This window comes from Enterobacteriaceae bacterium Kacie_13 (genome assembly GCA_013457415.1).
GTDB lineage: Bacteria > Pseudomonadota > Gammaproteobacteria > Enterobacterales > Enterobacteriaceae > Rahnella.
In genome coordinates this window covers 4,534,534-4,558,431 of sequence record CP045665.1, presented here as the reverse complement: position 1 = coordinate 4,558,431, position 23,898 = coordinate 4,534,534, and the positions used below count along the sequence as shown (strand labels likewise).

The 23,898-nt window shown below is 50.0% G+C and carries 24 protein-coding genes and 1 pseudogene; 9 read left to right on the top strand and 16 right to left on the bottom strand.

Annotation, left to right across the window (positions count from 1 at the left end; translation table 11 throughout):
- Positions 1 to 7 precede the first annotated feature (7 nt).
- From GE278_20900 to rfaD, 6 genes are read right to left on the bottom strand one after another with little or no spacing between them, the layout of a single operon-like run.
- Positions 8 to 1,294 carry an O-antigen ligase family protein gene (locus GE278_20900; GenBank protein QLK63060.1) on the bottom strand — a complete coding sequence of 429 codons (1,287 nt, stop codon included), beginning with the start codon at positions 1,292 to 1,294 and terminating at the stop codon, positions 8 to 10.
- Entirely contained in the window at positions 1,291 to 2,295 is a 1,005-nt protein-coding gene (locus tag GE278_20895; protein QLK63059.1) for a sugar glycosyltransferase, read from the bottom strand. The genes GE278_20900 and GE278_20895 overlap by 4 nt, the downstream gene beginning before the upstream one ends.
- On the bottom strand, positions 2,288 to 3,385 hold the full coding sequence (locus GE278_20890) for a lipopolysaccharide heptosyltransferase family protein (protein QLK63058.1): 1,098 nt from the start codon (positions 3,383 to 3,385) through the stop codon (positions 2,288 to 2,290). Before GE278_20890 ends, GE278_20895 begins: the two co-directional genes overlap by 8 nt.
- Complete coding sequence (rfaC, locus tag GE278_20885; protein ID QLK63057.1) at positions 3,382 to 4,371, bottom strand: lipopolysaccharide heptosyltransferase RfaC; 990 nt, start codon at positions 4,369 to 4,371, stop codon at positions 3,382 to 3,384. Before rfaC ends, GE278_20890 begins: the two co-directional genes overlap by 4 nt.
- Positions 4,371 to 5,420 carry an ADP-heptose--LPS heptosyltransferase RfaF gene (gene rfaF / locus GE278_20880; GenBank protein QLK63056.1) on the bottom strand — a complete coding sequence of 350 codons (1,050 nt, stop codon included), beginning with the start codon at positions 5,418 to 5,420 and terminating at the stop codon, positions 4,371 to 4,373. Before rfaF ends, rfaC begins: the two co-directional genes overlap by 1 nt.
- 30 nt (positions 5,421 to 5,450) lie before the next feature.
- Positions 5,451 to 6,383, bottom strand: coding sequence for an ADP-glyceromanno-heptose 6-epimerase (gene rfaD, locus GE278_20875; protein QLK63055.1), 933 nt, complete (start codon positions 6,381 to 6,383; stop codon positions 5,451 to 5,453).
- Positions 6,384 to 6,624: 241 nt separating this feature from the next.
- On the opposite strand from rfaD, the gene kbl reads away from it, so the two are divergent.
- Entirely contained in the window at positions 6,625 to 7,821 is a 1,197-nt protein-coding gene (kbl, locus tag GE278_20870; protein QLK63054.1) for a glycine C-acetyltransferase, read from the top strand.
- A gap of 9 nt (positions 7,822 to 7,830) precedes the next feature.
- Positions 7,831 to 8,853: an L-threonine 3-dehydrogenase gene (locus tag GE278_20865; GenBank protein QLK63053.1), complete on the top strand. Its 1,023-nt coding sequence runs from the start codon at positions 7,831 to 7,833 to the stop codon at positions 8,851 to 8,853.
- Positions 8,854 to 8,918: 65 nt separating this feature from the next.
- Here the strand turns inward: GE278_20865 and GE278_20860 are convergent, their stop codons facing one another.
- The 5 genes from GE278_20860 to gpmM form a co-directional block, all read right to left on the bottom strand.
- Complete coding sequence (locus GE278_20860) at positions 8,919 to 9,848, bottom strand: hypothetical protein (protein ID QLK63052.1); 930 nt, start codon at positions 9,846 to 9,848, stop codon at positions 8,919 to 8,921.
- Between the two features lie 2 nt (positions 9,849 to 9,850).
- The gene (locus GE278_20855; GenBank protein QLK63051.1) at positions 9,851 to 11,074 is read right to left on the bottom strand and encodes a glycosyltransferase; all 1,224 of its coding nucleotides are present in this window, start codon (positions 11,072 to 11,074) and stop codon (positions 9,851 to 9,853) included.
- Between the two features lie 108 nt (positions 11,075 to 11,182).
- Positions 11,183 to 12,193, bottom strand: coding sequence for a divergent polysaccharide deacetylase family protein (locus GE278_20850; protein QLK63050.1), 1,011 nt, complete (start codon positions 12,191 to 12,193; stop codon positions 11,183 to 11,185).
- 2 nt (positions 12,194 to 12,195) lie between these two features.
- Positions 12,196 to 13,488, bottom strand: coding sequence for a murein hydrolase activator EnvC (gene envC / locus GE278_20845; GenBank protein QLK63049.1), 1,293 nt, complete (start codon positions 13,486 to 13,488; stop codon positions 12,196 to 12,198).
- A 145-nt stretch (positions 13,489 to 13,633) separates the two neighbouring features.
- Positions 13,634 to 15,178, bottom strand: coding sequence for a 2,3-bisphosphoglycerate-independent phosphoglycerate mutase (gpmM, locus tag GE278_20840; GenBank protein ID QLK63048.1), 1,545 nt, complete (start codon positions 15,176 to 15,178; stop codon positions 13,634 to 13,636).
- Between the two features lie 304 nt (positions 15,179 to 15,482).
- On the opposite strand from gpmM, the gene GE278_20835 reads away from it, so the two are divergent.
- The 5 genes from GE278_20835 (at position 15,483) to cysE (ending at position 18,681) form a co-directional block, all read left to right on the top strand.
- On the top strand, positions 15,483 to 15,914 hold the full coding sequence (locus tag GE278_20835; GenBank protein ID QLK63047.1) for a rhodanese-like domain-containing protein: 432 nt from the start codon (positions 15,483 to 15,485) through the stop codon (positions 15,912 to 15,914).
- Between the two features lie 53 nt (positions 15,915 to 15,967).
- Positions 15,968 to 16,219: a glutaredoxin 3 gene (gene grxC, locus GE278_20830; protein QLK63046.1), complete on the top strand. Its 252-nt coding sequence runs from the start codon at positions 15,968 to 15,970 to the stop codon at positions 16,217 to 16,219.
- 62 nt (positions 16,220 to 16,281) lie between these two features.
- A complete protein-coding gene (gene secB / locus GE278_20825) occupies positions 16,282 to 16,752 on the top strand; it encodes a protein-export chaperone SecB (GenBank protein QLK63045.1) in 471 nt (156 codons plus the stop codon).
- Positions 16,752 to 17,771: an NAD(P)H-dependent glycerol-3-phosphate dehydrogenase gene (gene gpsA, locus GE278_20820; GenBank protein ID QLK63044.1), complete on the top strand. Its 1,020-nt coding sequence runs from the start codon at positions 16,752 to 16,754 to the stop codon at positions 17,769 to 17,771. Before secB ends, gpsA begins: the two co-directional genes overlap by 1 nt.
- Before the next feature lie 88 nt (positions 17,772 to 17,859).
- Complete coding sequence (gene cysE / locus GE278_20815; protein ID QLK63043.1) at positions 17,860 to 18,681, top strand: serine O-acetyltransferase; 822 nt, start codon at positions 17,860 to 17,862, stop codon at positions 18,679 to 18,681.
- 53 nt (positions 18,682 to 18,734) lie between these two features.
- Here cysE and trmL read toward each other — a convergent pair whose 3' ends face one another.
- From trmL to cpxR, 3 genes are read right to left on the bottom strand one after another with little or no spacing between them, the layout of a single operon-like run.
- A complete protein-coding gene (trmL, locus tag GE278_20810; GenBank protein QLK63042.1) occupies positions 18,735 to 19,208 on the bottom strand; it encodes a tRNA (uridine(34)/cytosine(34)/5-carboxymethylaminomethyluridine(34)-2'-O)-methyltransferase TrmL in 474 nt (157 codons plus the stop codon).
- Positions 19,209 to 19,245: 37 nt separating this feature from the next.
- Positions 19,246 to 20,616, bottom strand: a complete 1,371-nt coding sequence (gene cpxA, locus GE278_20805) for an envelope stress sensor histidine kinase CpxA (protein QLK63041.1) — start codon at positions 20,614 to 20,616, stop codon at positions 19,246 to 19,248.
- Positions 20,613 to 21,314, bottom strand: coding sequence for an envelope stress response regulator transcription factor CpxR (gene cpxR, locus GE278_20800; protein QLK63040.1), 702 nt, complete (start codon positions 21,312 to 21,314; stop codon positions 20,613 to 20,615). Before cpxR ends, cpxA begins: the two co-directional genes overlap by 4 nt.
- Positions 21,315 to 21,466: 152 nt before the next feature.
- On the opposite strand from cpxR, the gene GE278_20795 reads away from it, so the two are divergent.
- Complete coding sequence (locus GE278_20795; protein QLK63039.1) at positions 21,467 to 21,976, top strand: periplasmic heavy metal sensor; 510 nt, start codon at positions 21,467 to 21,469, stop codon at positions 21,974 to 21,976.
- A gap of 176 nt (positions 21,977 to 22,152) precedes the next feature.
- Here the strand turns inward: GE278_20795 and GE278_20790 are convergent, their stop codons facing one another.
- Positions 22,153 to 22,362, bottom strand: coding sequence for a hypothetical protein (locus GE278_20790; protein ID QLK63038.1), 210 nt, complete (start codon positions 22,360 to 22,362; stop codon positions 22,153 to 22,155).
- Between the two features lie 22 nt (positions 22,363 to 22,384).
- On the opposite strand from GE278_20790, the pseudogene GE278_20785 reads away from it, so the two are divergent.
- Positions 22,385 to 22,750: pseudogene (locus tag GE278_20785) on the top strand (hypothetical protein).
- 132 nt (positions 22,751 to 22,882) lie between these two features.
- On the opposite strand, the gene GE278_20780 reads toward GE278_20785, so the two are convergent.
- Positions 22,883 to 23,896, bottom strand: coding sequence for an endoglucanase (locus GE278_20780; protein QLK63037.1), 1,014 nt, complete (start codon positions 23,894 to 23,896; stop codon positions 22,883 to 22,885).
- Positions 23,897 to 23,898 lie beyond the last annotated feature (2 nt).

Genomic DNA, 23,898 nt, shown 5'->3' with positions numbered 1-23,898 from the left:
GTCAAAATCACTTTTTCTCTAACGAAATGCGGTGACACATTCTCAGCATGAGCAAGTAACCAAACACCAGCACAACAAAATATGGTGATTCGCGATTATAGAACTGAGTATCACCCTGACTGAAATAAATTACCGGCACCGAGAGCAGTAAGAACTCGTATCCTTTGGGTACCAGTTTGAAGGGATACAGCAATAAAACCGCGAAGAACAACAACATAAGGATGCCACCAAAAATCCCCTGCAAGGAGAGCGTATCGATAATGTCATTGTGCAGATGGAATTGCAGGTTGCGGATTGCTTCCGGATTACCGCCTTCATGCTGATTGATGAAGGTGGTTGCCAGAGCGTTACGGCTATCCGCTGACTGACCCATCGGGTGTTGTTTAAATACGTCTATTCCCGCACGCCACATTGAAAAACGAGCTCCAACTGAGGTATTGCGGTCGCCCTGATTATAGGATGTCACTTCGGTTTGGAGATTATCAATACGGTCTAAAACTCTGTTGTAATAAGGATGTCCAGAGAGAGCCCCGGCCAAAATTAAACCGCCGATAGCGAAACCGTAAATTACTTTCGAGGTATGAGAGCTTTTGGCAAAGTCGATAATAATGCTGCCAACACTAAATAATACAAACAGCATAATAGCTGAGCGGGTTTCTGTTGCCGCCAGTACAGCAAAAGTCATTGTCATGATAATAAGACAGGGTAGCCTGTAATGCTTCAGGACATGGTACTTCAGACTATACATAAGCAGAAGTGAGAAAATAGTGAAGGTATACGCCCCGGATGTGGGAGCATCCGAGTTGATTTTTATTCTTTCGCCGGTTTTTAAATAAAAAATAATATGCGAAACGGAAATAACGATAAAAAGCAACGTCATGATGGTGACACCAATACGCAGCGTTGAAATGGACACTTTCCATTTGTGTAAGTTATGTTCTATCGCGTAAAGGACAAAGGCGGCCAATATCAGCCGTTTACCGCTGATCTGATAATGGTAAGCAATTAACGGGTATTGTTCATTTGTAGTTAACATTACCCAAAGTAATTTACTGAGGCCCAAAGTAAAAACAATCCATGAGAAAACATAAAAATGGATTTTCTTTTCTTTTTTTAAGGTAATGAAGATGAAATAGATAATGGCGATATAGGTGATGATATAGAAGAAGTTACGTGTAACCTCACCTGAGTACATAAAAAATGAAATGGATACCGATATAAATAGGAAGAAAATTGCAGCCAATTTATCGTCCATGGATATTTTATTAACTGCTGATAGCCAGTTCTTGATCATAAAGATTGATTCCTAAAAACCTTACTGTTCATATACTTAACCATCCAACGCAAGCTGTTCACATATTGACGTTCGTGCCAGAGCGCCTGCGCATAACGTTTCATCTCTTTGTAAGAAACCGGCATATCATGAGGAACATTACGCCATGGTGATTTCTCATAGTACTGATCATAAAGACTGGCTAATTCACCCATTCCCCAACGATGCCACGGCTTACATTTACCTGTGTAATGAATCAGGATTGTGTCCTCCGGAACGGGTGTTTTTTTACCCACTTTATTCAGGATGATGTCACACACAAGATTATATTTTTTAGGCAGTAATAAAATCTCATGCTCAAGCGCAATGTTAAGTGCGTCCTGATCCGGGAAATTTAATTCTGTTCCATGGATTGCCAGCGTTTTAATAATTCGCTCTGTTGTTTTTTTCTCAATCCAGAGCGGAATATTGATATACAAAAATCCAGAGTTAAAGTAATTACCGCTGGTAAGCCCCAGATGTGGGCACAGTTTGTTGCGAGCTCGCTCGGTATCATTTACGGCAGCCAGCGTGTAGCGACTGATATCTTTTTCATGTAATTCTTTATAATTACCTAAACACAAGGTGTCAGCGTCAAGATAAATGAGTTTCGATGTTACATCCGCAAGAATATAGGGAGTAAACAGGCGGTAATAAATTGCCTGCGGGTAGCGGCCTATTAGCGGCAAATCGGCAAAAGCAGTGTCTTTGAAAACATAACAGGTGATGGCTATAGAACGATTTACGGCCAGTTCGAGAAGCCGGGCTTTTGATTTCTCATCCAGCGGACTTCCAAACACGTGAATATGAAAAGCTAAGTCTGGATTATTTTCCAAAATCGAAAAAACAGTGATGCCCATACCGCGCGCATACGCGTTATTGATGCCGAAGGCGATATGGACAACCGGCAATTCTGAAACCCCTAAATTGTTAACGAGCTCTTCTTTATGCTCAAGATAACTCAGGTATTCCTGATTAGGCATGGTTCTGTTCCTGACCTGTTTTGCTGATGACAAAAGAACGTATCTGATTCAACTGTGCATCACTGAGCGAAAAGAGTTCTTCCGCACTGTGCCTGAACGTATAGGGCGCTGAGAAAACAAAAGATTCCGGCGCAAGCTTTGGATCTTCCGGCTTTAAAATTAATGGCGCAAAAGTCGGATGCTGTTCAGCCAAATCACAAGGGCCTGCAAGGCAAATCATCGGCGTTTCCACCGCATCGGCGATATAAACATTACCCGAGTCAGAAGCAATATACACATCCATCTGTGAGATGGCATGGGGGACTTCATGCAATTTTAACTTACCGATCAGGCTGATAATGTATTCATTGTCGGTTAATTTTGCCAGCAGCGGATCGAGATAAGATTGTTCATTTTCAGGACCAAATACATAGAACTGGCAAGGTAATCCATCCAGACAATTCAGTATCTTTATCCATACGTCAGTCGGAATCGTTTTTGCCTTGTTCCCTGCAGAAATACTGATACCAATTTTTATCTGGTCGTTTTTTGCCAACTCCGGAAGCGGATTTGCCGGGATCCACAATGGCCAGGTAGCATGCTTTTTGTAGCTAGCTGCGGTAAAAGTGGGATTGGCCAGTTTCAGGTAACTTTCCAGCGTGAAATCCGTTTTTCTGTGCATGCGAACAACATCGGCTGTCCAATAAAAAATATTGTGATACCACTTGCGCGCATACGCGATTAAAAAAGCTTTTTTTGGCGCATTACAGAATGCGGCATAGAAAGCATTCACGCTATTTGGCTGAAGCAGATATACGTTGTCGTAGCGATTGAGTAAATGGAACGCGAGACGAATCTTACTGAATAAGGATTTTTTATAATCTTCAATAAGATAAATGGAACCAATCGTTGCATCGTGTTCTGCCAGCGGCAAAACCGTTTTACTGATGAGTACATCAGAGATGTTTAAATACCTCAGGAGCGGGGTGATATTAACGAAATCCCCAATTTTAGCGGTTTGAATCACCAAATTGCGCCCGGTGCGTCGATGAAAAGGTTTCATCAGCATTTTGAACGGCCACAGCAAGATAAAAATTATCACGTAGCTCATGGCCGGTTCGTTTCCTTTTCGACGGACATCACGTCATTCAGCTGCTCAAATACGCGCTCTGCCGGCAGATTCTCCAGCGAATTTTTCTCAGCTTTCAGGATGAACTGATTTTGTCCGTAGCCACCAATTAATCCCGGATCCGTTGGCCCGTAGAGCGTGATGTTAGGGCGATCCAGTGCTGCAGTCAGATGGCTTAAGCCGGTATCGACGGAGATGACGGCTTTCGCGCCAGCCAGCACTTCGGCGACTTTTTCCAGACTTAATTTTGGCAGAACTTCCACGTGCGGAAAGCCTTCCGCCAGACGCAGTGCCCGCTGATATTCGTGCTCGGCGCCCCAGGGGAGTTTAATGCGAATTTGTTGCGCACTCAGCATGCCGATTAACTCCCGCCAGTGTGATTCCGGCCAGTGTTTGTCAGCGCGCGTGGTAGCATGAAGAAATACCAGATACTGGCCTGCATTGGCGGGAAGGCGCGAGAGGAAGCGGGCCGCAATGGCGTAATCACCCTGAGCTGAAGGTTTCTCATAGCCCAGACTTTTGGCAAACAGTACTCTGGTGCGTTCAACCGCATGCTGTTTTTTATCGATTTCATGGCGATGATTGTAAAACCAGCTGGCAAAGGGCTCACGAGCACTTTTGCAGTCCTGCCCGTGTTTTTCACCTTTAGCGACGCGGGTGATCAGTGCTGCACTTTTGATCAAACCTTGTGCATCAATCACAGCATCGTAAGTCTGAGACTGTACTTCACGTTTGAAGTCACAGCGCTGCTGGCGGGTTTCAGAACCGAACCAGTTTTTACGCCAGCGCCGTATGGCAACTGGAATAACGCGATCGACCGCCGGGTGCCAGCCAGGAATCTGCGCAAAACCCTCTTCCACGACCCAGTCAAAGCGGATCCCCGGAATAGCCTGTAACGCATCTGTCAGTGCAGGAAGCGTGTGCAATACGTCACCCATTGACGATGTTTTGACGATGAGAACCCGCATTACTGCTCCTTCCTTGTGCCCAGTAACAAAACCAATTCCTGATGGACCTGCTCTGGCTGAATATCGATCAGGCTTTGGTGATAGCCTTCTTCAGCATCACCTTTGCGGACTTTATGATAGCCGGTGATCAGGCGGATAACTTTTGCCTGATGGCTGAGTGGTGGCGTGAAATCAGGACTGCTAGGGCCATAGAGCGCAACAAGTGGCTTATCCAGCGCGGCAGCAACGTGCATCAGGCCGGAGTCATTACTGACAACGGCGTTGCAGGCAGCGATCATTACCACCGCCTGATCCAGTGAGGTTTTTCCGGCCAGATTAAGACAGAAAGGCTGTGCGCTTTCAGTAAGCGCAAGGCGAATTTGCTCGCCTGCGGCATGATCTTTGGCGGAGCCAAACAAAACCACCTGCTGACCTTCGGCGATCAGTTTTTCTGCTAACGCGGCGTAATGATAATGCGGCCAACGTTTTGCCGGGCCGAATTCTGCGCCGGGGCAAAAACCGATTAATGGCCGTGCGATATCGATGGCAAAAGAGGCGTTAACTGCGGTGATTTCTGTTTCAGAGACCTGCAATTTTGGCCACAGAATCGGCTGTGGCAGATCTTCGGCCGTGTGGATTTGCGCAGCATCGTAGCCCAGCGCAGCGTAGCGCTGAACCATCAATGGGAAAGCGGCTTTATCCAGCACGCGTAAATCATTGAGCAGGCCGTAGCGCATTTCGCCGCGCCACCCGGTTCGCAGAGGAATATGCGCAAAGAACGGTACCAGCGCGGATTTAAACGAGTTGGGTAACACGTAGGCACGCTGATAATTTTCGTCGCGCAGAGAAATGCCCAGACGGCGGCGCTCACCCAATTCCAGTGCGCCATGACCCAGCGGCATCGCCAGCGCCTGATTCACTTCAGGCATTCTGTCGAGCAGTGGACGGCACCATGCGGGTGCCATCACGTCAATTTGTGCGTCCGGGTGCGCCACTTTCAGGGTGCGGTAAAGACTTTGTGACATCATCATGTCACCGACCCATGACGGCCCAATTACCAGTATTTTCATACCGTTAATCCATTCCTCAATGTGCGGTTCTTAGACTGTGCGGTTGAGCCAGCTCATGTATTCCGTCACACCTTCGGCAACCGTTTTGAACGGCTTGTCATAACCGGCTTTACGCAAAGCTGTCATATCTGCCTGCGTGAAAGACTGGTAACGACCTTTCAGTTTTTCCGGGAAAGGAATGTATTCGATATCGCCTGATTTGTGATAGGCAACCACGGCATCCGCCACAGCCTGGAAAGACTCTGAACGGCCGGTACCGCAGTTGAAAATACCGGAAACACCGTTTTGCCAGAACCACAGGTTTACTGCTGCGACGTCTCCGACATAGATGAAATCACGTTTAAAACCTTCGCTGCCGGAGAATAATTTAGGATTCTCACCTGCGTTGATTTGGTTGTTCAGATGGAATGCAACGCTGGCCATGCTGCCTTTATGACCTTCACGTGGGCCATAAACATTGAAGTAGCGGAATCCGCAGATCTGGGATTCAGCGTGAGGCAAAATTTCACGGACATATTGGTCAAACAGGAACTTAGAGTAACCGTACACATTCAGCGGCTGCTCGTACTGACGTTCTTCAACAAAGCTGGTGCTCTGGCTGCCGTAGGTCGCAGCGGAAGAGGCGTACAGGAAAGGAATACTACGGTCGAGACAGAAATGCAGGATATCTTTCGAATACTGATAGTTGTTATCCATCATGTATTTGCCGTCCCACTCCGTGGTGGACGAGCACGCGCCTTCATGGAAGATAGCGTCGATATCACCCAGATCATCACCGGCAACGATGCTGGCGATGAAGTCTTCTTTATCGCAGTAATCCGCAATATCCAGATCGACCAGATTGACGAATTTGGTGCCGTCTTTCAGGTTGTCGACCACTAAAATATCGCGGTATCCCATATCATTGAGCGATTTAATTATATTGCTGCCGATAAAACCAGCGCCGCCAGTGACGATTATCATGGGACTCACCTTTAATCATTTTAAAATCACGCACCATGCGTGATTTATACAGTTGGCAATATCATAACACTTCATTATCAAGCTCACATTGGGAAGGTGTCCGATAAGACGCATTCTTATGTTTCAGAGCGTAAGGCGTGAACTATGCTGCAAAATGAAGATATTGTGAGCGTTTTCATCGTTATTTCATATACAGATTAGTAATGTATTCCGTGAATGAGTCATTTCAGGAGAATACTGTATGTCTGTTTCGTTTTATCGCCAATTGGAAGACCAGCTCGATCAGGCGCGGGTTGATGGATTGTTTAAGGAAGAACGCATTCTCACCACGCCACAGCAGCCAGAGGTTTCGGTTGCCGGTGGAAAGCCGGTCATTAATTTTTGCGCGAATAACTATCTCGGTCTGGCGAACCATCCCGCATTAATTCAGGCGGCGAAGGCCGGGCTCGACAGCCACGGTTTTGGCATGGCCTCGGTGCGTTTTATCTGCGGCACACAAGATACGCATAAAGAACTCGAACATCGTCTGGCGGATTTTCTCGGTATGGACGATGCCATTCTGTATTCCTCCTGTTTCGATGCTAACGGCGGTTTATTTGAAACGCTGTTAGGTGAAGAAGACGCGATTATCTCCGATGCACTTAATCATGCGTCGATCATCGACGGCGTGCGTCTGTGCAAAGCCAAACGCTATCGTTACGCCAACAACAATATGGCCGAGCTGGAAGCCCGCTTGCAGCAGGCCAAAGACGATGGCGCGCGGCACATTCTGGTGGCGACCGACGGTGTGTTCTCAATGGATGGCGTGATTGCCAACCTCAAAGGCGTGTGTGATTTGGCCGAGCGTTTCGATGCGCTGGTGATGGTGGATGATTCCCATGCTGTCGGTTTTGTCGGCGCAGAAGGGCGGGGAACGCACGAATATTGTGATGTCATGGGGCGTGTGGACATTATTACGGGTACGCTCGGGAAAGCGCTGGGGGGAGCATCCGGCGGTTATACTGCGGCGCGTCAGGAGGTGATCGACTGGCTGCGTCAGCGCTCGCGTCCTTATCTCTTCTCGAACTCTTTAGCACCGTCGATTGTTGCTGCATCTATTGAAGTTTTGTCGATGCTCGAAAAAGGCAGCGAACTGCGCGAAAAGCTTCTCTCCAATTCCAAATTGTTCCGTGAAAAAATGACCACTGCCGGATTTACGCTGGCCGGTGCAGATCATGCCATTATCCCAGTCATGCTCGGCGAGGCGCGTCTGGCGCAGGATTTCGCCGCTCAGCTGCAACAGGAGGGGATTTACGTCACCGGTTTCTTTTATCCGGTCGTGCCTCAGGGACAGGCACGTATTCGTACCCAGATGTCCGCAGCGCACACGAAGGAACAGATTGAACACGCCGTGGACGCCTTCACCCGTATCGGCAAAAAACTTGGCGTGATCGCCTGAGGAGTGTCCATGAAAGCGTTAGCAAAACTGAAACGTGAAGAAGGTATCTGGATGACCGATGCGCCGGTACCGGAGTTAGGGCATAACGATTTGCTGATCAAAATCCGCAAAACGGCGATATGCGGTACTGATGTGCATATTTATAATTGGGACGCATGGTCACAAAAAACCATTCCCGTGCCGATGGTCGTCGGACATGAGTATGTCGGCGAAGTGGTCGGGATCGGGCAGGAAGTCAAAGGCTTCAGTTTGGGTGATCGTGTTTCCGGCGAAGGGCACATCACCTGCGGACACTGTCGCAACTGTCGCGGTGGCCGCACGCACCTTTGCCGTAATGCGCAGGGGGTGGGGGTTAACCGTCCCGGCGCCTTTGCGGAGTATCTCGTTTTGCCGGCGTTCAATGCCTTTAAGATCCCTGATAATATTTCAGATGATCTGGCCGCGATTTTCGACCCGCTCGGCAATGCCGTGCACACGGCATTGTCGTTTGATCTGGTCGGCGAGGATGTATTGATAAGCGGTGCCGGGCCGATAGGCATCATGGCAGCGGCCATTTGCAAACACGTCGGTGCGCGTCACGTGGTCATTACTGACATGAACGAGTACCGGCTGGAGCTTGCGCGTAAAATGGGCGTCACGCGCGCGGTGAATGTCAGCCAGCAAAGCCTGCCGGAAGTGATGGAAGAGCTGGGCATGACCGAAGGGTTTGATGTCGGGCTGGAAATGTCGGGCGCCCCCGCCGCCTTTCGCAGCATGATCAGTGCCATGAACCACGGTGGCCGAATTGCCATGCTGGGCATCCCTTCGGCAGAAATGGCCATCGACTGGAATCAGGTGATCTTCAAAGGTCTATTTATCAAAGGGATTTATGGCCGCGAGATGTTTGAAACCTGGTACAAAATGGCAGCGCTAATCCAGTCGGGATTAGACCTCACGCCACTGATTACCCATCATTTCCCGATTGATGACTTCCAGAAAGGCTTTGACGCTATGCGTTCTGGCCACTCCGGAAAAGTGATCCTTGACTGGTAATCACGTTCTGAAATGAAAAAGGCCCGCTAAATCAGCGGGCCTTATGGTTATGTTCGGCAAAAAACTTAAGCCGCCGGGTCCGCCGTTTGCTTTTCAGCATCCGTCAGATAACGTACTTTGCGCGTGTAATCCTGACCTTTAAACAATAACTCGTTATTCGGCGAGGCAAGATACTTTTGCCATTCAGTCAGCGGGAAACCGCCGTGCGCGCCAATCACCTCTTTTGGAATAACGGACGGCGTGCCGCCAATTTTCTTCGACACCGGCCAGTTCATCCAGTCGCCCAAATTAACGCTTTTGATATCCAGAGTGTCGAGCATCGCGGCAAGCGGTAATTGATCCGTTGGCGGTTGATTGTCAGGCAGAATGTTCCACGTATCACGGAAGAACATAATCCACAGCGGACACAATCGTTCCCAGGTTTTACGCGTTGCGGCTAAGAATGCGCCGTTGACGTGATCCACGATGTAAGGCCGCACACTGTTTTTGTAATAAGCTGGAATGGTCGCTGGATCGCATCCGTCGAGTTTTGCGATCATTTTTCCCTGACGGAAGCTCGAGTAAATATGATTCTCGTGCAGCTGAATTTCCGGCATTTTCAGCAGATTTAAATCAGAGTCGATCATCAAAATACCGTCAGTTCTGGCCTGTAAAGGAGCCATCAGTTTGATTAAACGGCTGAGATAAATTTGCTTGTAGCGGTAATCACCGGACTTTGTCTCCGGGTTAAGCGTCACAATGCGGACCTTCTCCGGCAGCGGCCTGAACTGACTGGCGTCCTGATCGGTCACGATGACAATTTCCTGCAGCTGAGTGGCAAATTTGTCGGCGAATTCTGCGCACAAACAGGCTTCTTCAATATAGTCAGCGCCCGCGGAAGGGATTACCACGGACGTCACGCTGTTCTTAGGCATGCCTGCTGTCACTGTCTGCGCATAGGGCAGATTATGGCGCGAAAGAATGTGACGATATTTTGAATTCAGGAATTTGAACATGTTCAGCCTTGTTTCTTTTTGACACTACTTAAAACGGTTTCAACGCCAGAGACATATTTCTCAATGGCAAATTTATCGCGAACATTGGTGTTCGCCTGCTGTGCTATCTCATTACGAAGATGTTCGTTGAGATACAATGTTTTCATATGGTTAAAGAGCATATCAACGTCGCCGTACTCAAATAACATGCCGGTCTCGGCGTTCTTTACCAGTTCAGCGGTACCGGTTACGTTGGAGCCAATGACCGGTGTTTCCAGCAGCATCGCTTCTAAAACAACACGGGGCAGGCCTTCGCTTTTCGACCCTAAAATAAAGGCATCAAACGCGGACAGATATTCCAGCGCGTTGCTTTGAAAACCGGTAAAGACCACTTTATCCATTATATTCAGGCTGGCAGCCTGCTGAATAAGGCGGCGCAAATTTGGGCCTTCGCCGACAAAGACCATCATCCACTTTGCTTCCGGGAAAGCCCGGTTGAATTTATCCAGCGCCAGCAAGGTGAAATGATGTGCTTTACGGTTAATCAGTGATCCAATGCTGCCAAAGATAAAAGTATCATCGGTCGCGCTCAAGTCCTTACGGATGTTGGCGCCATCGGGCAATGATTGATTGATATCGATGCCATTGAAAACAGTAAAACATAACTCACTGCGCACTCCGCGCTTTAGCAATTGTTCCTGCACGCCCTGTGAAACAGAAATAATGCTGTGGCAGAACTTATTCACAATGCGCACGACATCGCGGTTCAGCACCGGCTCAATACGGCAATGCTGCACAATAGCTGTCGGCAAACCTGCGGTGGAATAATACCCTTCGACGTTAGAGCTGGGCTGATTATTCATATAAAGAATGTCGAACTGGCCGAGCTCAAGCAGGGAGTGGATCTTGCGAATGTTGGGATTGATTCTCCAGACTTTATCAATGGAGTAAATCGCTTTCTGACGCAGATGACTACTGAAGAAAAACAGGGTACGCAGCACTTCTTTGGTAATTTTCGCCCAGGCGGGTTGTTTAACCTGTGGGATAAAGAAGACGGGAACGTTCAGCGAGTTCAATATCTGGCTGATAGTTTCCCCGTTATCCCGCGCGTAATCATTGTAAAAGCAGCAGCTAATTTCAAATTTTTCCCGATCGATTCTTTTCAGCAGCTCTAACATACTGTTAGTGCCACCTCCCCATTCTTTGCCGCTGTCGAGCAGCAGAATTTTAGATCGATCTTGTCCCATTTGTGAGCGCCCCTGCGCAGTCTGAATCCAAAAACATGCAGCGCCCATTATAGGGGGCAAATTCTTTAAGCTCTACCTATTTGGTTTTGAGCACTAAAATGATGTTTATCAATGCGTTGAATTCTGAATTATTTTTTGTGCGTCAGGTTTTTTCTCTGCTGCCGGTTCAACCGGTGCGGATCCCTGCATTTGTGGGAACGTTGCCAACGCATGATACTGGCGCTCAATGAACAGGACGGCCGGCGTAGTCGCCAGACTTTCACCGATGACTTTAAACATGCTATCCGCATAAATCTGAGGAACGGGATGTTTCACGCGACAAATGCTGATGCCTTTAGACGTTGATTTCGCTGGAGTGGTTTTAGGCGGTTTACCCGTGGAGGTTAAACTGTGCATTGGTTCGTTGAGCAGGTCGCTTGGCCGCACCAGCACGATGTCGGAAGGCAAATTTGGCAGCATTTGTTGCAGTACTTTCACCGTCGTGGGATGCGGATGGCCTATGGCGATCGCATAGCCATTTTTGCGGGCCAGTTGAATGGCGCGCTCAAACTGACGGCGAATTTCAGCCTCATTCTGTACATCATCTAGAAAGACGTTGCGCTTGATGACTTTCACGCGGGTTCCTTCGGCGGCCTGGACCGACTTAGTATTGCCGATAGTCATGCTGTCGAGGAAGAACAGATTGTGGGCGTTCATGGCCTGCATGACATTTTCCATACCGGTCAGGCTGGAGGTCATGGCGCTGCCCATATGGTTGTTGATGCCAATCGCGTAGGGAATATTAGCGATCGCCTGATCGACGATCCGCTTCACTTCCCCGGCGCTCATGCCGGGAGTCAGCGTATTTTTTTCCAGCGGTTGTTTGCTCAGCGGCGCCATTGGCAGGTGGATTAGAATCTCACGTCCCTGCTGGTGGGCCTTGTTCATCATCATCTGCGAATCGGGTGCATTAGGGAAAATCGCCACGGATACCGCTTTTGGCATCTGAAGTACCTGGTTTTCCTCATGCTGGCGATAACCAAAGTCATCAATCAGAATGGATAATTTCGCAGCCTGAACCTGACAAACGAATAACGCAGTACCACAAAGGGCAGCTAAAACGGACTTTTTATATTGCAATGCTATCTTCCCAACCACGGCTGTGGGTTAACGGCCTGGCCCTGACGACGAATTTCAAAATACAGCGATGGCTGGCCCTGTCCGCCACTGTTCCCTACTTTGGCAATGGCCTGACCGGTTCTCACCTGATCGCCTACGCTGACCAGCGCATCCTGGTTGTACCCGTACAAACTCATGTCGCCCTTGCCGTGGTCGATCACCACCACCAGGCCATAACCTTGTAACCAGTCCGCCAGAATGACGCGGCCTTCTGCAATGGCACGCACATCGCTGCCTTCACGTGCCGAAATGACAATGCCTTTCCAGCGTAGTTCACCCTGCAACTGTTCACCGAAACGGTGTATCAACGAACCAGTAACCGGCCACATGTTTTGGCCTGATGGCCTTCCCAGCCCGCCGGTGCGCGCCATCAGCGATTGCTCGCTTTGCGTCGGTTTGTAGGTGGAGCCTTTTTTCTTCGCCTGCTGTTCTTTCGCCCGCACGGCGGCTGCTTCGCGCGCTTCTTTCTCAGCACGGGCTTTTGCAGCACGCTCAGCGGCCGCAATTTTGTTTTGCAGGCTAGATTCGTTGGCACGCAGTTCCGTCAGGCTTTGCTCATCTTTTTGCAAAGAGGACTCGAGCGCGGTCAGCGTTTGTTTGCGCGCTGCACGAGCCTGCTCAAGTTTTTGCTGCTGAGTCTGCTGTTCGCCTAACAGGTTTTTCTGTTGGATTTGTTTGGACTGCAACGCAACCCGCTGTTCGCCGAGCGTGGTGCGCGTTTGTTTGAGTTCTTCGATGGTCTTCTGGCGGGCTACATTCAGATAGCCGAAATAGGCCAGGATCCGCTCGCTGCGTTCGCTTTCTTCACTACTGAGAAGCAGTTGCAGGCCTTTATGCTGGCCGATACGGAATGCGGAATCGAGCTGTTTGGCGAGAATGCCTTCCTGCGTTTTTTGCTGTTTCTGCAGTTTGTCGATAGACAGCGTCAGCCCGGAGATATCTTTCTCAAGCGTACTCAGCGTCGATTGTGTGCCGCGAAGTTGGGAGCTGGCCGACGCAATGGTTTTTTCCTGCGCCTGCAATTGTTGCAACAGCGTACCGCGCTGTTGTTTCTGCTGTTTAACGCTTTTCTCTTTTTCTGCGATGTTTTGCTGAATGGTTTTGAGCTGATCTTTATTGTCATCAGCGTGGGCAGTGAGAGAGAGCGTCAATAAAGAGGCGCAAAGCAATATGGCTGAAGATGGGAAGGCGGATACGACCTTGTCCGAAGCGGAAAGGCGGGTTCTCATCAGGCTGAAATGAATGAATTTGCTCAAACTTTTTTCCGCTTGTCGACCGTGGATGATAGACAATATGGCTGTCCCTGGCCGTATCGTAACACTAATCAACCGGCTGATGCACAAACAAAAAAGGCGTACCCACCTGAGCGGATACGCCTGTATTTCAGGGTTTTTAAGGAAATTAACGCGCGATAAACAGCGGTTTGCCACTCATCTCTGGTGGAATTTCCATTCCCATCAGCGAAAGCATGGTTGGCGCGATATCCGACAGTTTGCCGCCTTCTACTGCTTCTGCGCTGCCACCCACATAAATCAGCGGGACTGGCAGGCTGGTGTGCGCGGTGTGCGCCTGACCGGTGGCCGGATCACGCATCTGTTCTGCGTTACCGTGATCAGCGGTGATCAGCAACTGGCCTCCAGCGGCTTTCACGGCGTCAACTACTTGCGCAACACAGTTATCGAGCGTTTCCACCGCATTGACGGCTGCTTCATAAACACCGGTGTGGCCGACCATGTCGCCATTCGGATAGTTACAAATGATGGCGTCGTATTTGCCGCTGGCAATAGCGCCCAGCAGTTTTTCAGTGAGCTCTGCGGAGCTCATTTCCGGTTGCAGATCATAGGTTGCCACGTTCGGGGATTTCACCAGAATGCGGTCTTCGCCAGTAAACGCGTCTTCCATACCACCGTTAAAAAAGAAGGTGACGTGGGCATATTTCTCGGTTTCAGAGATGCGCAGCTGCGTTTTGTCATGTGCCATCAGCCATTCGCCCAGCGTATTTTTCAGGGAGGCTGGCGGATATGCGCAGGCCGCGTCGATGTCGGCAGCATATTCGGTCAGCATGACGAAGTCGCCGAAATTGATCACTTTTTCGCGGATAAAACCGTCGAAGTCAGGGCTGATGAAAGCGCGGGTAATTTCGCGTGCACGGTCAGCACGGAAGTTCATGAAGATCATCGCGTCGCCATTATTAAGCGCGGCAGTTTCTTCACCTGCCGCCTGCAACACGGTCGGTTTCACGAATTCATCATTTTCATCGCGGGCATACGCAGCTTGCAGGCCTGCCAGGGCGTTATCGGCCGTGAACGCGCCTTTTGCCTCAGTCATCAGGTCATAGGACAGTTGTACGCGATCCCAACGATTATCGCGGTCCATGGCGTAGTACCGGCCAACGATTGATGCTATACGGCCCGTACCAATCTCAGCGAATTTCTCAGTGAAACGTTTTAAGGCAGATTCTGCGCTGCGTGGTGGTGTATCGCGGCCATCAAGGAAAGCATGTAGATAAATCGCTTTTGCGCCGCGACGATGGGCCAGTTCAACCATCGCCATAATATGGTCTTCGTGGCTATGAACGCCGCCTGCAGAGAGAAGACCCATAATGTGAACCGCTTTACCTGCGCTGACAGCGCGATCAACAGCGCCGGTTAGTACGCTATTATTAAAGAAGTCGCCTTCTTTAATCTCTTTATCGAGGCGAGTCAGATCCTGATACACAATGCGACCCGCGCCTAAATTGACATGTCCGACTTCGGAGTTGCCCATCTGGCCGTCTGGCAAGCCGACGTCCAGACCCGATGCGGCGATCAGCGTATGGGGTTGGGTCGCCCAAAGGTTATCCATGACCGGTGTTTTGGCATTCAGAATCGCGTTGTCTTGTTGTTCTTCACGATGACCGTAACCATCAAGAATCACCAGAACCATCGGTTTTTTGTTGCTCGACATGTCAATTGACCTCAGTTTAAAAGATGAAATGCTCAATAGCCTCGCCGGCTGAACAGGCTTAAACAGGCGTGGCTATGTGCATTCAGGTGGGCTGATTTTACCTTAGTCAGCAAGGCGAATAGCCGTGAGAGATCAAAGATGGGGTGAGGTGAGGGTTAACTTTCACTATAAAGGCGTGTTAATTTTTCGGGATGTGCCGCAGATTGTGGCATTAGCCCGAGCTTACTGGCTGTATTTGCTCCGACGCGCAGGTATACTCTGAAGCCTTGAATTTTCCCCTAACTGACGGGAGTTGCTACACCCCATGCAAGATATTATGCCATTCATCAGTGCGCATCCGGTTCTCAGCCTGGCGTGGGTTGCGTTACTGATTGCAGTAATTGTGACCACCTTTAAAACACGTTTTTCTAAAGTAAAAGAGATCACCCGTGGTGAAGCAACCCGCCTGATCAACAAAGAAGATGCCGTCGTTGTCGATGTGCGTACGCGTGAAGAGTTCCGCAAAGGCCACATCGCCACGTCCCTGAATGTGCTTACCACAGACATCAAAAGCAATAATCTGGGTGAGCTGACTAAACATAAAGCACAGCCGGTTATTGTGGTCTGTGCAACAGGCCAGACTTCCCGCACTGCGGCAGAAGGCCTAATCGCGGCCGGTTTTGAGCGTGTTTTCACGTTGAAAGAAGGTATCAGTGGCTGGAGCGGCGAAAATTTGCCATTGGCACGCGGTAAGTAAGATTTCAGCCCAATCGCAACGGCATTAAAATCTACGACTTAGAGGTGGAACCCATGGCTAAAATTGAAATCTACACCAAGGCAACCTGTCCTTATTGCCATCGTGCGAAAGCCCTGCTTAACAGCAAAGGCGCTTCATTCGATGAAATCGCAATTGATGGTGACGCGGATAAACGTGAAAAAATGATCGCCCGCAGCGGTCGTTCAACCGTTCCTCAGATTTTTATCGATGGACAGCACGTTGGCGGTTGCGATGATTTACATGCGCTTGATGCACGCGGTGGTCTCGACCCCTTGCTGGGGTAATCGGGGCGGCTGCGTATTTTCATTAAGTGTTAAAGGACTTTTAACTCAAGGGTACTACTCACATGTCAGAACAAAATAACACCGAAATGGCTTTCCAGATCCAGCGTATTTACACCAAAGATATCTCTTTCGAAGCGCCAAATGCACCTCAGGTTTTCCAGCAAGACTGGCAGCCAGAAGTGAAACTGGATCTTGATACCGCATCCAGCCAGCTGGCTGAAGGCGTGTATGAAGTCGTATTGCGTGTAACGGTAACGTCTTCACTGGGCGACGAAACCGCGTTCCTGTGTGAAGTTCAGCAAGGTGGTATCTTTAGCATTTCCGGTATCGATGGCAACCAGATGGCGCATTGCCTGGGTGCATACTGCCCGAACATTCTGTTCCCGTATGCCCGTGAGTGCATCACCAGCCTGGTTTCCCGCGGTACCTTCCCGCAATTGAACCTGGCACCTGTCAACTTCGACGCGCTGTTCATGAACTATCTGCAACAGCAAGCTGAAACCGAAGGTGCTGAACCACATCAGGATGCCTGATGAAAACCGTCAATGCGTCAATGACTGTAATCGGTGCCGGCTCGTACGGCACCGCTTTAGCAATTACCCTTGCCAGAAATGGCCATCCCGTTGTGCTGTGGGGACACAATCCCGACCACATCAACGCCTTGCAACGCGCCCGTTGTAATCAGGAATTCCTGCCTGATGTGCCATTCCCCGACAATCTGCTGCTTGAAACTGACCTGTCCGTCGCGTTAGCGGCCAGCCGCAATGTGCTGGTTGTCGTGCCGAGCCATGTGTTTGGTGACGTGCTGCGTCAGCTGAAACCCCATTTACGTGCTGATGCGCGTGTCGTATGGGCGACCAAAGGTCTGGAAGCAGAAACCGGACGTCTGTTGCAGGATGTCGCGCGTGAAGAACTCGGCGATACGATCCCGTTAGCCGTGGTTTCTGGCCCGACGTTCGCCAAAGAACTGGCGGCGGGAATGCCGACGGCGATTTCTCTGGCGGCCACGGATGCCAGTTTTGCCGACGATTTACAGCAACTGCTGCACTGTGGCAAAAGCTTCCGCGTTTACAGCAACCCCGATTTCATCGGTGTGCAGCTGGGTGGTGCGATTAAAAACGTGATTGCTATCGGTGCCGGTATGTCTGACGGCATTGGTTTCGGTGCAAATGCCAGAACGGCATTGATCACCCGTGGTCTGGCCGAAATGAGCCGCCTCGGAACCGCGCTGGGTGCCGATCCTGCCACGTTTATGGGCATGGCAGGTTTGGGTGATTTGGTGTTAACCTGCACAGACAATCAGTCACGTAACCGCCGCTTCGGTATTATGCTGGGGCAGGGGATGGATGTTCAGACCGCTCAGGACACCATTGGTCAGGTTGTTGAAGGCTATCGCAACACCAAAGAAGTACGGGTGCTGGCGCAGCGGCATAATGTTGAAATGCCTATTACGGAACAGATTTATCAGGTTTTATACTGCGGTAAAGATGCCCGTGAAGCTGCCACGAATTTACTTGCCCGTGCGAGCAAGGACGAAAAACACAGCCACTGACCGGCGATAAGTAGCATAGCCACCTTGTTGGAGATCCCCACAGGGCGGCTTTTTATTATCCGAACCTGCAAAGTTGTAAGGAACAGTGATGTCGTTAGAGGAATTAGAACTGGTCTGGAATAACATTAAATCAGAGGCGCGAGCACTGGCTGAGTGTGAACCTATGCTGGCGAGCTTCTTCCACGCGACGTTGCTTAAGCACGAAACGCTGGGCAGTGCGTTGAGCTATATTCTCGCCAATAAACTGGGCAACCCAATCATGCCTGCGATGGCTATTCGTGAAGTTGTCGAAGAGGCCTATCGCAATGATGAACAAATGATCCTCTCTGCCGCGCGCGATATTCTGGCTGTGCATCAGCGTGATGCTGCCGTCGACAAATACTCCACTCCTCTTTTGTATCTGAAAGGCTTCCATGCGCTACAGGCTTATCGCATAGGTAACTGGTTGTGGAAGCAGGATCGCAAAGCGCTGGCGATCTATTTTCAGAATCAGATTTCCGTTTCCTTTGGCGTGGATATCCACCCTGCGGCGCGTATTGGTTGCGGCATCATGCTCGACCACGCGACGGGGATTGTTATCGGTGAAACGGCCGTAGTCGAAAACGACGTCTCAATTCTGCAATCTGTCACGCTTGGCGGTACCGGTAAAACATGCGGTGACCGACATCCGAAAATTCGCGAAGGTGTAATGATTGGTGCGGGCGCGAAGATTCTCGGCAATATTGAAGTTGGTGTGGGGGCGAAGATTGGCGCAGGGTCTGTGGTCTTGCAGTCAGTGCCCGCACATACCACGGCGGCGGGTGTGCCCGCGCGTATTGTTGGCAGACCGGAGAGCGAGCGTCCTTCGATGGATATGGATCAACACTTCAACGGTATCGTGCAGGGTTTTGAATTCGGCGACGGTATCTGACACAAAAATGGCATGCCTGTGCATGCCATAATTTTACTTTACTCCCTTCGCATTCATTCCTTCAGCAAAGCACCCGGATATCCCAGCTGGCGCCACGCTTCATAGACCACCACAGATACGGCATTCGACAGATTCATGCTGCGGCTTTCCGCAAGCATCGGAATGCGGATTTTATGGTTGGCGGGCAGATTATCTAAGATGTATGCCGGAAGACCACGGGTCTCTGGGCCGAATACCAGAAAATCATTATCCTGATAGCTGACGGCGCTATGCGCAGGCGTGCCTTTGGTGGTCAGCGCGAACAGGCGCTGCGGATTTTCGCTGGTGAGAAAAGCGTCGTAATTCGCATGATGTTTGATGCTGGCGAATTCGTGGTAATCCAGCCCGGCGCGGCGCAGGCGTTTATCATCCCAGCCGAAACCCAAAGGCTCGATAAGGTGAAGCTGACATCCTGTGTTGGCACACAAACGGATGATGTTGCCGGTATTTGGCGGGATTTCTGGTTCAAATAAAACGATGTTAAGCATGCGTCCCCCTGATAGAGGGACGCAGAATAGCAGAAACTTAACGCTGGTGCAGTGGCAGCCAGATAATCAACCTCAGGCCGCCCAGTGGGCTGTCTTCGGCTCTTACCTTCCCGCGATGCTGCTGAACCGCCGTATCGACGATAGCCAGCCCAAGGCCTGTACCGCCGGACTCACGGTCACGCGCTTCATCGGTACGATAGAACGGGCGGAAAATCTGTTCGCGATCGGTTTCACTGACGCCAGGACCATCGTCATCCACGGTGATGGTGATCCCGTCGCTGTCGTGGGCGAAATTCAGTGCAATATGGTGATGCGAATAACGCAGAGCGTTACGCACGATATTCTCCAGCGCACTGTCTAGTGCGGCAGCATTACCGATGAGTTTCCATGGTCCCGGAGGCGACGTCACCTCCAGCGTTTTGCCCATTTGTTCGGCTTCAAACTGCGCGTCGTCAATCACACCTGCCCACAACTCATTGGCTTTCAGCGTTTCCCGCGACAGCTCATTCTTATGCTGACTGCGTGAAAGAACCAACAAGTCATTGATCATGCTATCAAGGCGTTGTGCTTCATTTTCAATACGTTGCAGCTCTTTGCCTTCGCCATGACGACGACGCATCAGCGCGGTCGCCAGTTGCAGCCTTGTCAGCGGCGTACGCAGCTCGTGCGAGATATCCGAAATCAGCCGTTGCTGTGCGGTTACCATGCGTTCGAGTGCGCTCACCATCTGATTGAAGCTGGCACCAGTGGCAAGAAATTCCTGCGGTCCGGCTTCAAGCTCCGGATGCTGTTTGAGATTTCCTCGAGCCACGTCGTCCGCCGCGTTTTTCAACTTACGCGCTGGTTTCGCCAGGCTCCACGCCAGCCAGAGCAGCAGAGGGGCGCTGATCAGCATCGTGACAATCAGCAGCAGCAACGGTCGGTCAAACATCAGGTTAATGAAGTCGGACTGAGAGCTGCTGGCCGGACGCATCAGATAAAGCTGATAATTATCCTCTCCATCACGTACCGAAAACGGGCCAACCATTTCGACGCGGCCATACTTTTTCTTTTTCGGACGGTCTGAGTTATCAGACTGCCCGATAAAGTTACGCACAATCTGCATTTCATTGCGTTGCGCGCCAATCACCCGGCCTTCGCTGGTAACCAGTAACAAACGCTGGCCCGGCGGTGCCCATTTGTCGATTGCGCGGAACAGCCTGCGCCACCACATCAAATCATTTGCCGGATCGTTCACCAGCTCAGCTTCGACGTGTTGTTCAATCATCAAGCCTTGCCGTTGCTCATTATCGAGCAACGGCGTTATCTGGCGTGAATCGAGTTTCGGCACCATCAATACCAACATTAGCACCAGTGCTAACGTGAACCAGAAAATGGCAAAAATACGTGCCGTAAGGCTGTTTATCATGAAGCAGAAACCATCAGATAACCGCGTCCACGAAGGGTTTTAAACCATGGATGTCCGTCCTGACGATCGGGCAATTTACGGCGTAAATTCGAAATATGCATATCAATGGCACGGTCAAATGGTGTCAGACGTTTCCCCAGCACTTCCTGACTCAGATGTTCACGGGAAACAACCTGGCCGAGATGTTTTGCCAGTAAATACAACAGGGTAAACTCAGTACCTGTTAAATCCAGCGCTTCACCGTCAAAGCTGGCTTCCTGACGCCCTGGGTTCAGTTGCAAACCGTCTACTTCCAGCGTCGGGGAACCGTTGTTTTCATTGGTCTGCTGTTGTTCGCTCCAGTTGGAACGGCGCAGCATTGCCCGAATACGGGCGACCAGTTCGCGGTCATTAAACGGCTTTGGCAGGTAGTCATCGGCGCCGAGTTCCAGCCCCAATACGCGATCCAATTCACTGCCGCGCGCGGTTAACATAATCACTGGCGTCTGATGACGCTGGCGTAATTCTTTAAGGGTTTCAATGCCGTTTTTCTTCGGCATCATGACGTCAAGCAACAGCAGATCAATGGTGTTATCGACTTTCTCTAATGCCTGCTCACCGTCGTAAGCCACTACAACATTAAAGCCTTCCATTTCGAGTAATTCTTTCAAAAGTGAAGTCAGTTCACGGTCATCATCAACTAACAAAATTTTATTCATTGTATTTACCTCTAGACGCAAAATACGTCATCAATTGCCGCTATTCCATGACTTTACGTACTTTTACAAGCACTGACGCTTGTTTGCAGCAGCAGGTTTAGACTGCTTTTCAATGATTCGCGATGAGCGATAAAGACTTTTAGGAGTGTGTGATGTTTAAGGCAGCTTCACTAGGTTTGGCCACGCTACTGACACTCAGTTCAGGTGTCGCTTTAGCAGAGGGTGCAAAACCGATGTCGGCGATGCCAGCAGAACATAATAGCACGATGTTGGATAAGCCTCAGGAACGCAACACCATGTTTGATGGTGTAAATCTGACGGAGCAACAACGTCAGCAAATGCGTGACCTCATGCATCAGGCGCGAAAAGATTTGCCTGATATAAATGTAGAACAGTTAGAAACGATGCACCGACTGGTTACCGCTGAAAAATTTGACCAGAAAGCTGTGCGGGCACAAGCCGAATTAATGGCTCAGGAACAGGTGGATCGCCAGGTCGAAATGGCCCGCATCCGCAACCAGATGTTTAATCTGCTGACGCCAGAGCAAAAGAACGTACTGAACCAGAAACACGAGCAGCGCATTGAACAGATGCAACAGCAGTTATCTGGCTTACAAACCCCTTCTGCCCAGAAGACGAGTAGTACCAGCAAGACCGAGTAAGATCCCTGTTTTTCCTTGCCATAGACACCATCCCTGTCTTCCCCCTCCTATATGGAGGGGTTTTTTTTCAAGGGCTTAGACTTCATTCTCTTTTAAAACAGTCACTTGTAAATAGTTGGAAGGGGCTTGAGAGTGCTCAAAACCCCTTGAGCGTGGACGTAATGTGGACGCTCTAATCAGTTTTGAAAATCAATCTCCTTAATTTTTTTCACCGCTTCCATCAGCTCATCAGGATTGTAGTTTGATGAGTCAAGCTCCTGAATCTTTCCATCCTCAAACACAATTCTCAGTTTTTTATCACGCTTAAGATATGCGCCCAAAATTGCCGCGATGGCTGCTATACCTGCCGTTGCTACAGGAACTAGGATATTCAGACAGATCAGCACAACATACAAGAAGGGATCGATTATGCCATTCAGAATGGCTATTAAATGGCTACATCGTGTTGTAACCCTTACCCTGTTACTTCTGGTCATTAGTTTCTGGTGGCTTAGTCATAGCGTAGATGATCCCGCCGGAGATAAATTGCTCCGCACCCAAAAAATCGATGACCATATGTGGTTGTACATGACTGAAAGCCAAAGTGGTGGCGCAACGGTTCCATTCCATTACAGATATTATCTGGCGGGGGAACTGAAGGGTAACAATAGTGACGTTGTTAAGTCGCTGGCGGAAGGTTTTCCGTTTATCTCAGGAAGTGGAACAATTGTTGATATCAGCACCGGTGCGAATAACCGGGTGAATGTTACCTATAGCGGAAACGTTTTGTCGTTAAGCAATGCTGCTAGCTATATCTATAACAGCCGCAGCTATACGGCTAATTTTAGCTATCAAATTAATTAAACTGTGATTCATCAAACAGGCCAGTCAGCATTCCCTGACTGGCCTTTTTGATGTAAACCGCACTTACCCTTTTTGACTCGCCCACCAGCTCAGCAGTTGCAGCGTTGAGGAGTAGTAATCGTCTTTTGGGGCCAGTTTAGGGCTTATCGCTCCCGCGTTGGCCATGGTGAAATCCCGGATAGCCAGTAAGCCCGGCGACATGTTGTAGCCCGCTTTGGTGCCGGTCATGACGTCTATCCATGCCGGTGTCGCGGTACGTGGTGACTTCTGCCACCACAGAATGAACGGTGCCAGCTGCGGGCTGCCCGGATGCGCCCAGCCGAGGTAAAGCGGGATACGCACGGCGTCATAACTGAAACGCGTTGGCCAGCGGCTTGCGGGCTTCATGCTGCCATCTGCCTGCATATCTACCCAGTCGGTCGGCAGACGAAATTCGCCAAACGTCATTTTGCTGAGCATCGCGGTGCTGCTTTCATCAAGATCTTTCCACACCTTCAGGTGGCTGTGGGCGTAAAACGCTTTCCACGCCGGGAAGATGAAGTAGGAGCCGTTAACCGTGATGTTGCTGGTCTGATTAAAACCGGTCACACCCGGCAGCATCACTTTGTAGCCTGCATAGTCAATCACGTTGTATTTGATCAGTGCCGTCTGCAATTTCTCGGACGCCTTGGTATAGCGCGCGTCATTCCACTTATCGCCCGCCAGGAGAAGTGCCCACGCTATCAGCTGATCACCGTCGGAGGCGTTATTCTTGTCGGCAACGGGCACGCTGTTATTCGGGTCGTAACGCCATGAATAGAGGCCGATGTCTTTGCGATAAAGCGTCGTGTTTGCCCACTGCCACAGTTTATCGAAAGTGGCCTGATCGTCATTAAAGACCGCCAGCAGCATGCTGAAACCCTGACCTTCAGTGTGACTGACGTTTTTATTGGCGGTATCAATAATCCGGCCATCAGGCATCAGAAAGCGGCTTTTGTAGGCTGACCAGCCCTGATCCTGCGCCATTACTGCGTGAGTGAAAAACGAGAAAACCAGACCGAACCACAGCACCAGGCCGTAGCGTCGAAATGCCAACATAA

Bases quoted from the DNA above. Each gene is read 5' to 3' on its own strand.
- GE278_20900 (QLK63060.1), bottom strand. From the start codon at position 1,294: ATGATCAAGAACTGGCTATCAGCAGTTAATAAAATATCCATGGACGAT.
- GE278_20895 (QLK63059.1), bottom strand. From the start codon at position 2,295: ATGCCTAATCAGGAATACCTGAGTTATCTTGAGCATAAAGAAGAGCTC.
- GE278_20890 (QLK63058.1), bottom strand. From the start codon at position 3,385: ATGAGCTACGTGATAATTTTTATCTTGCTGTGGCCGTTCAAAATGCTG.
- rfaC (QLK63057.1), bottom strand. From the start codon at position 4,371: ATGCGGGTTCTCATCGTCAAAACATCGTCAATGGGTGACGTATTGCAC.
- rfaF (QLK63056.1), bottom strand. From the start codon at position 5,420: ATGAAAATACTGGTAATTGGGCCGTCATGGGTCGGTGACATGATGATG.
- rfaD (QLK63055.1), bottom strand. From the start codon at position 6,383: ATGATAATCGTCACTGGCGGCGCTGGTTTTATCGGCAGCAATATAATT.
- kbl (QLK63054.1), top strand. From the start codon at position 6,625: ATGTCTGTTTCGTTTTATCGCCAATTGGAAGACCAGCTCGATCAGGCG.
- GE278_20865 (QLK63053.1), top strand. From the start codon at position 7,831: ATGAAAGCGTTAGCAAAACTGAAACGTGAAGAAGGTATCTGGATGACC.
- GE278_20860 (QLK63052.1), bottom strand. From the start codon at position 9,848: ATGTTCAAATTCCTGAATTCAAAATATCGTCACATTCTTTCGCGCCAT.
- GE278_20855 (QLK63051.1), bottom strand. From the start codon at position 11,074: ATGGGACAAGATCGATCTAAAATTCTGCTGCTCGACAGCGGCAAAGAA.
- gpmM (QLK63048.1), bottom strand. From the start codon at position 15,178: ATGTCGAGCAACAAAAAACCGATGGTTCTGGTGATTCTTGATGGTTAC.
- GE278_20835 (QLK63047.1), top strand. From the start codon at position 15,483: ATGCAAGATATTATGCCATTCATCAGTGCGCATCCGGTTCTCAGCCTG.
- grxC (QLK63046.1), top strand. From the start codon at position 15,968: ATGGCTAAAATTGAAATCTACACCAAGGCAACCTGTCCTTATTGCCAT.
- secB (QLK63045.1), top strand. From the start codon at position 16,282: ATGTCAGAACAAAATAACACCGAAATGGCTTTCCAGATCCAGCGTATT.
- gpsA (QLK63044.1), top strand. From the start codon at position 16,752: ATGAAAACCGTCAATGCGTCAATGACTGTAATCGGTGCCGGCTCGTAC.
- cysE (QLK63043.1), top strand. From the start codon at position 17,860: ATGTCGTTAGAGGAATTAGAACTGGTCTGGAATAACATTAAATCAGAG.
- trmL (QLK63042.1), bottom strand. From the start codon at position 19,208: ATGCTTAACATCGTTTTATTTGAACCAGAAATCCCGCCAAATACCGGC.
- cpxA (QLK63041.1), bottom strand. From the start codon at position 20,616: ATGATAAACAGCCTTACGGCACGTATTTTTGCCATTTTCTGGTTCACG.
- cpxR (QLK63040.1), bottom strand. From the start codon at position 21,314: ATGAATAAAATTTTGTTAGTTGATGATGACCGTGAACTGACTTCACTT.
- GE278_20795 (QLK63039.1), top strand. From the start codon at position 21,467: ATGTTTAAGGCAGCTTCACTAGGTTTGGCCACGCTACTGACACTCAGT.
- GE278_20780 (QLK63037.1), bottom strand. From the start codon at position 23,896: ATGTTGGCATTTCGACGCTACGGCCTGGTGCTGTGGTTCGGTCTGGTT.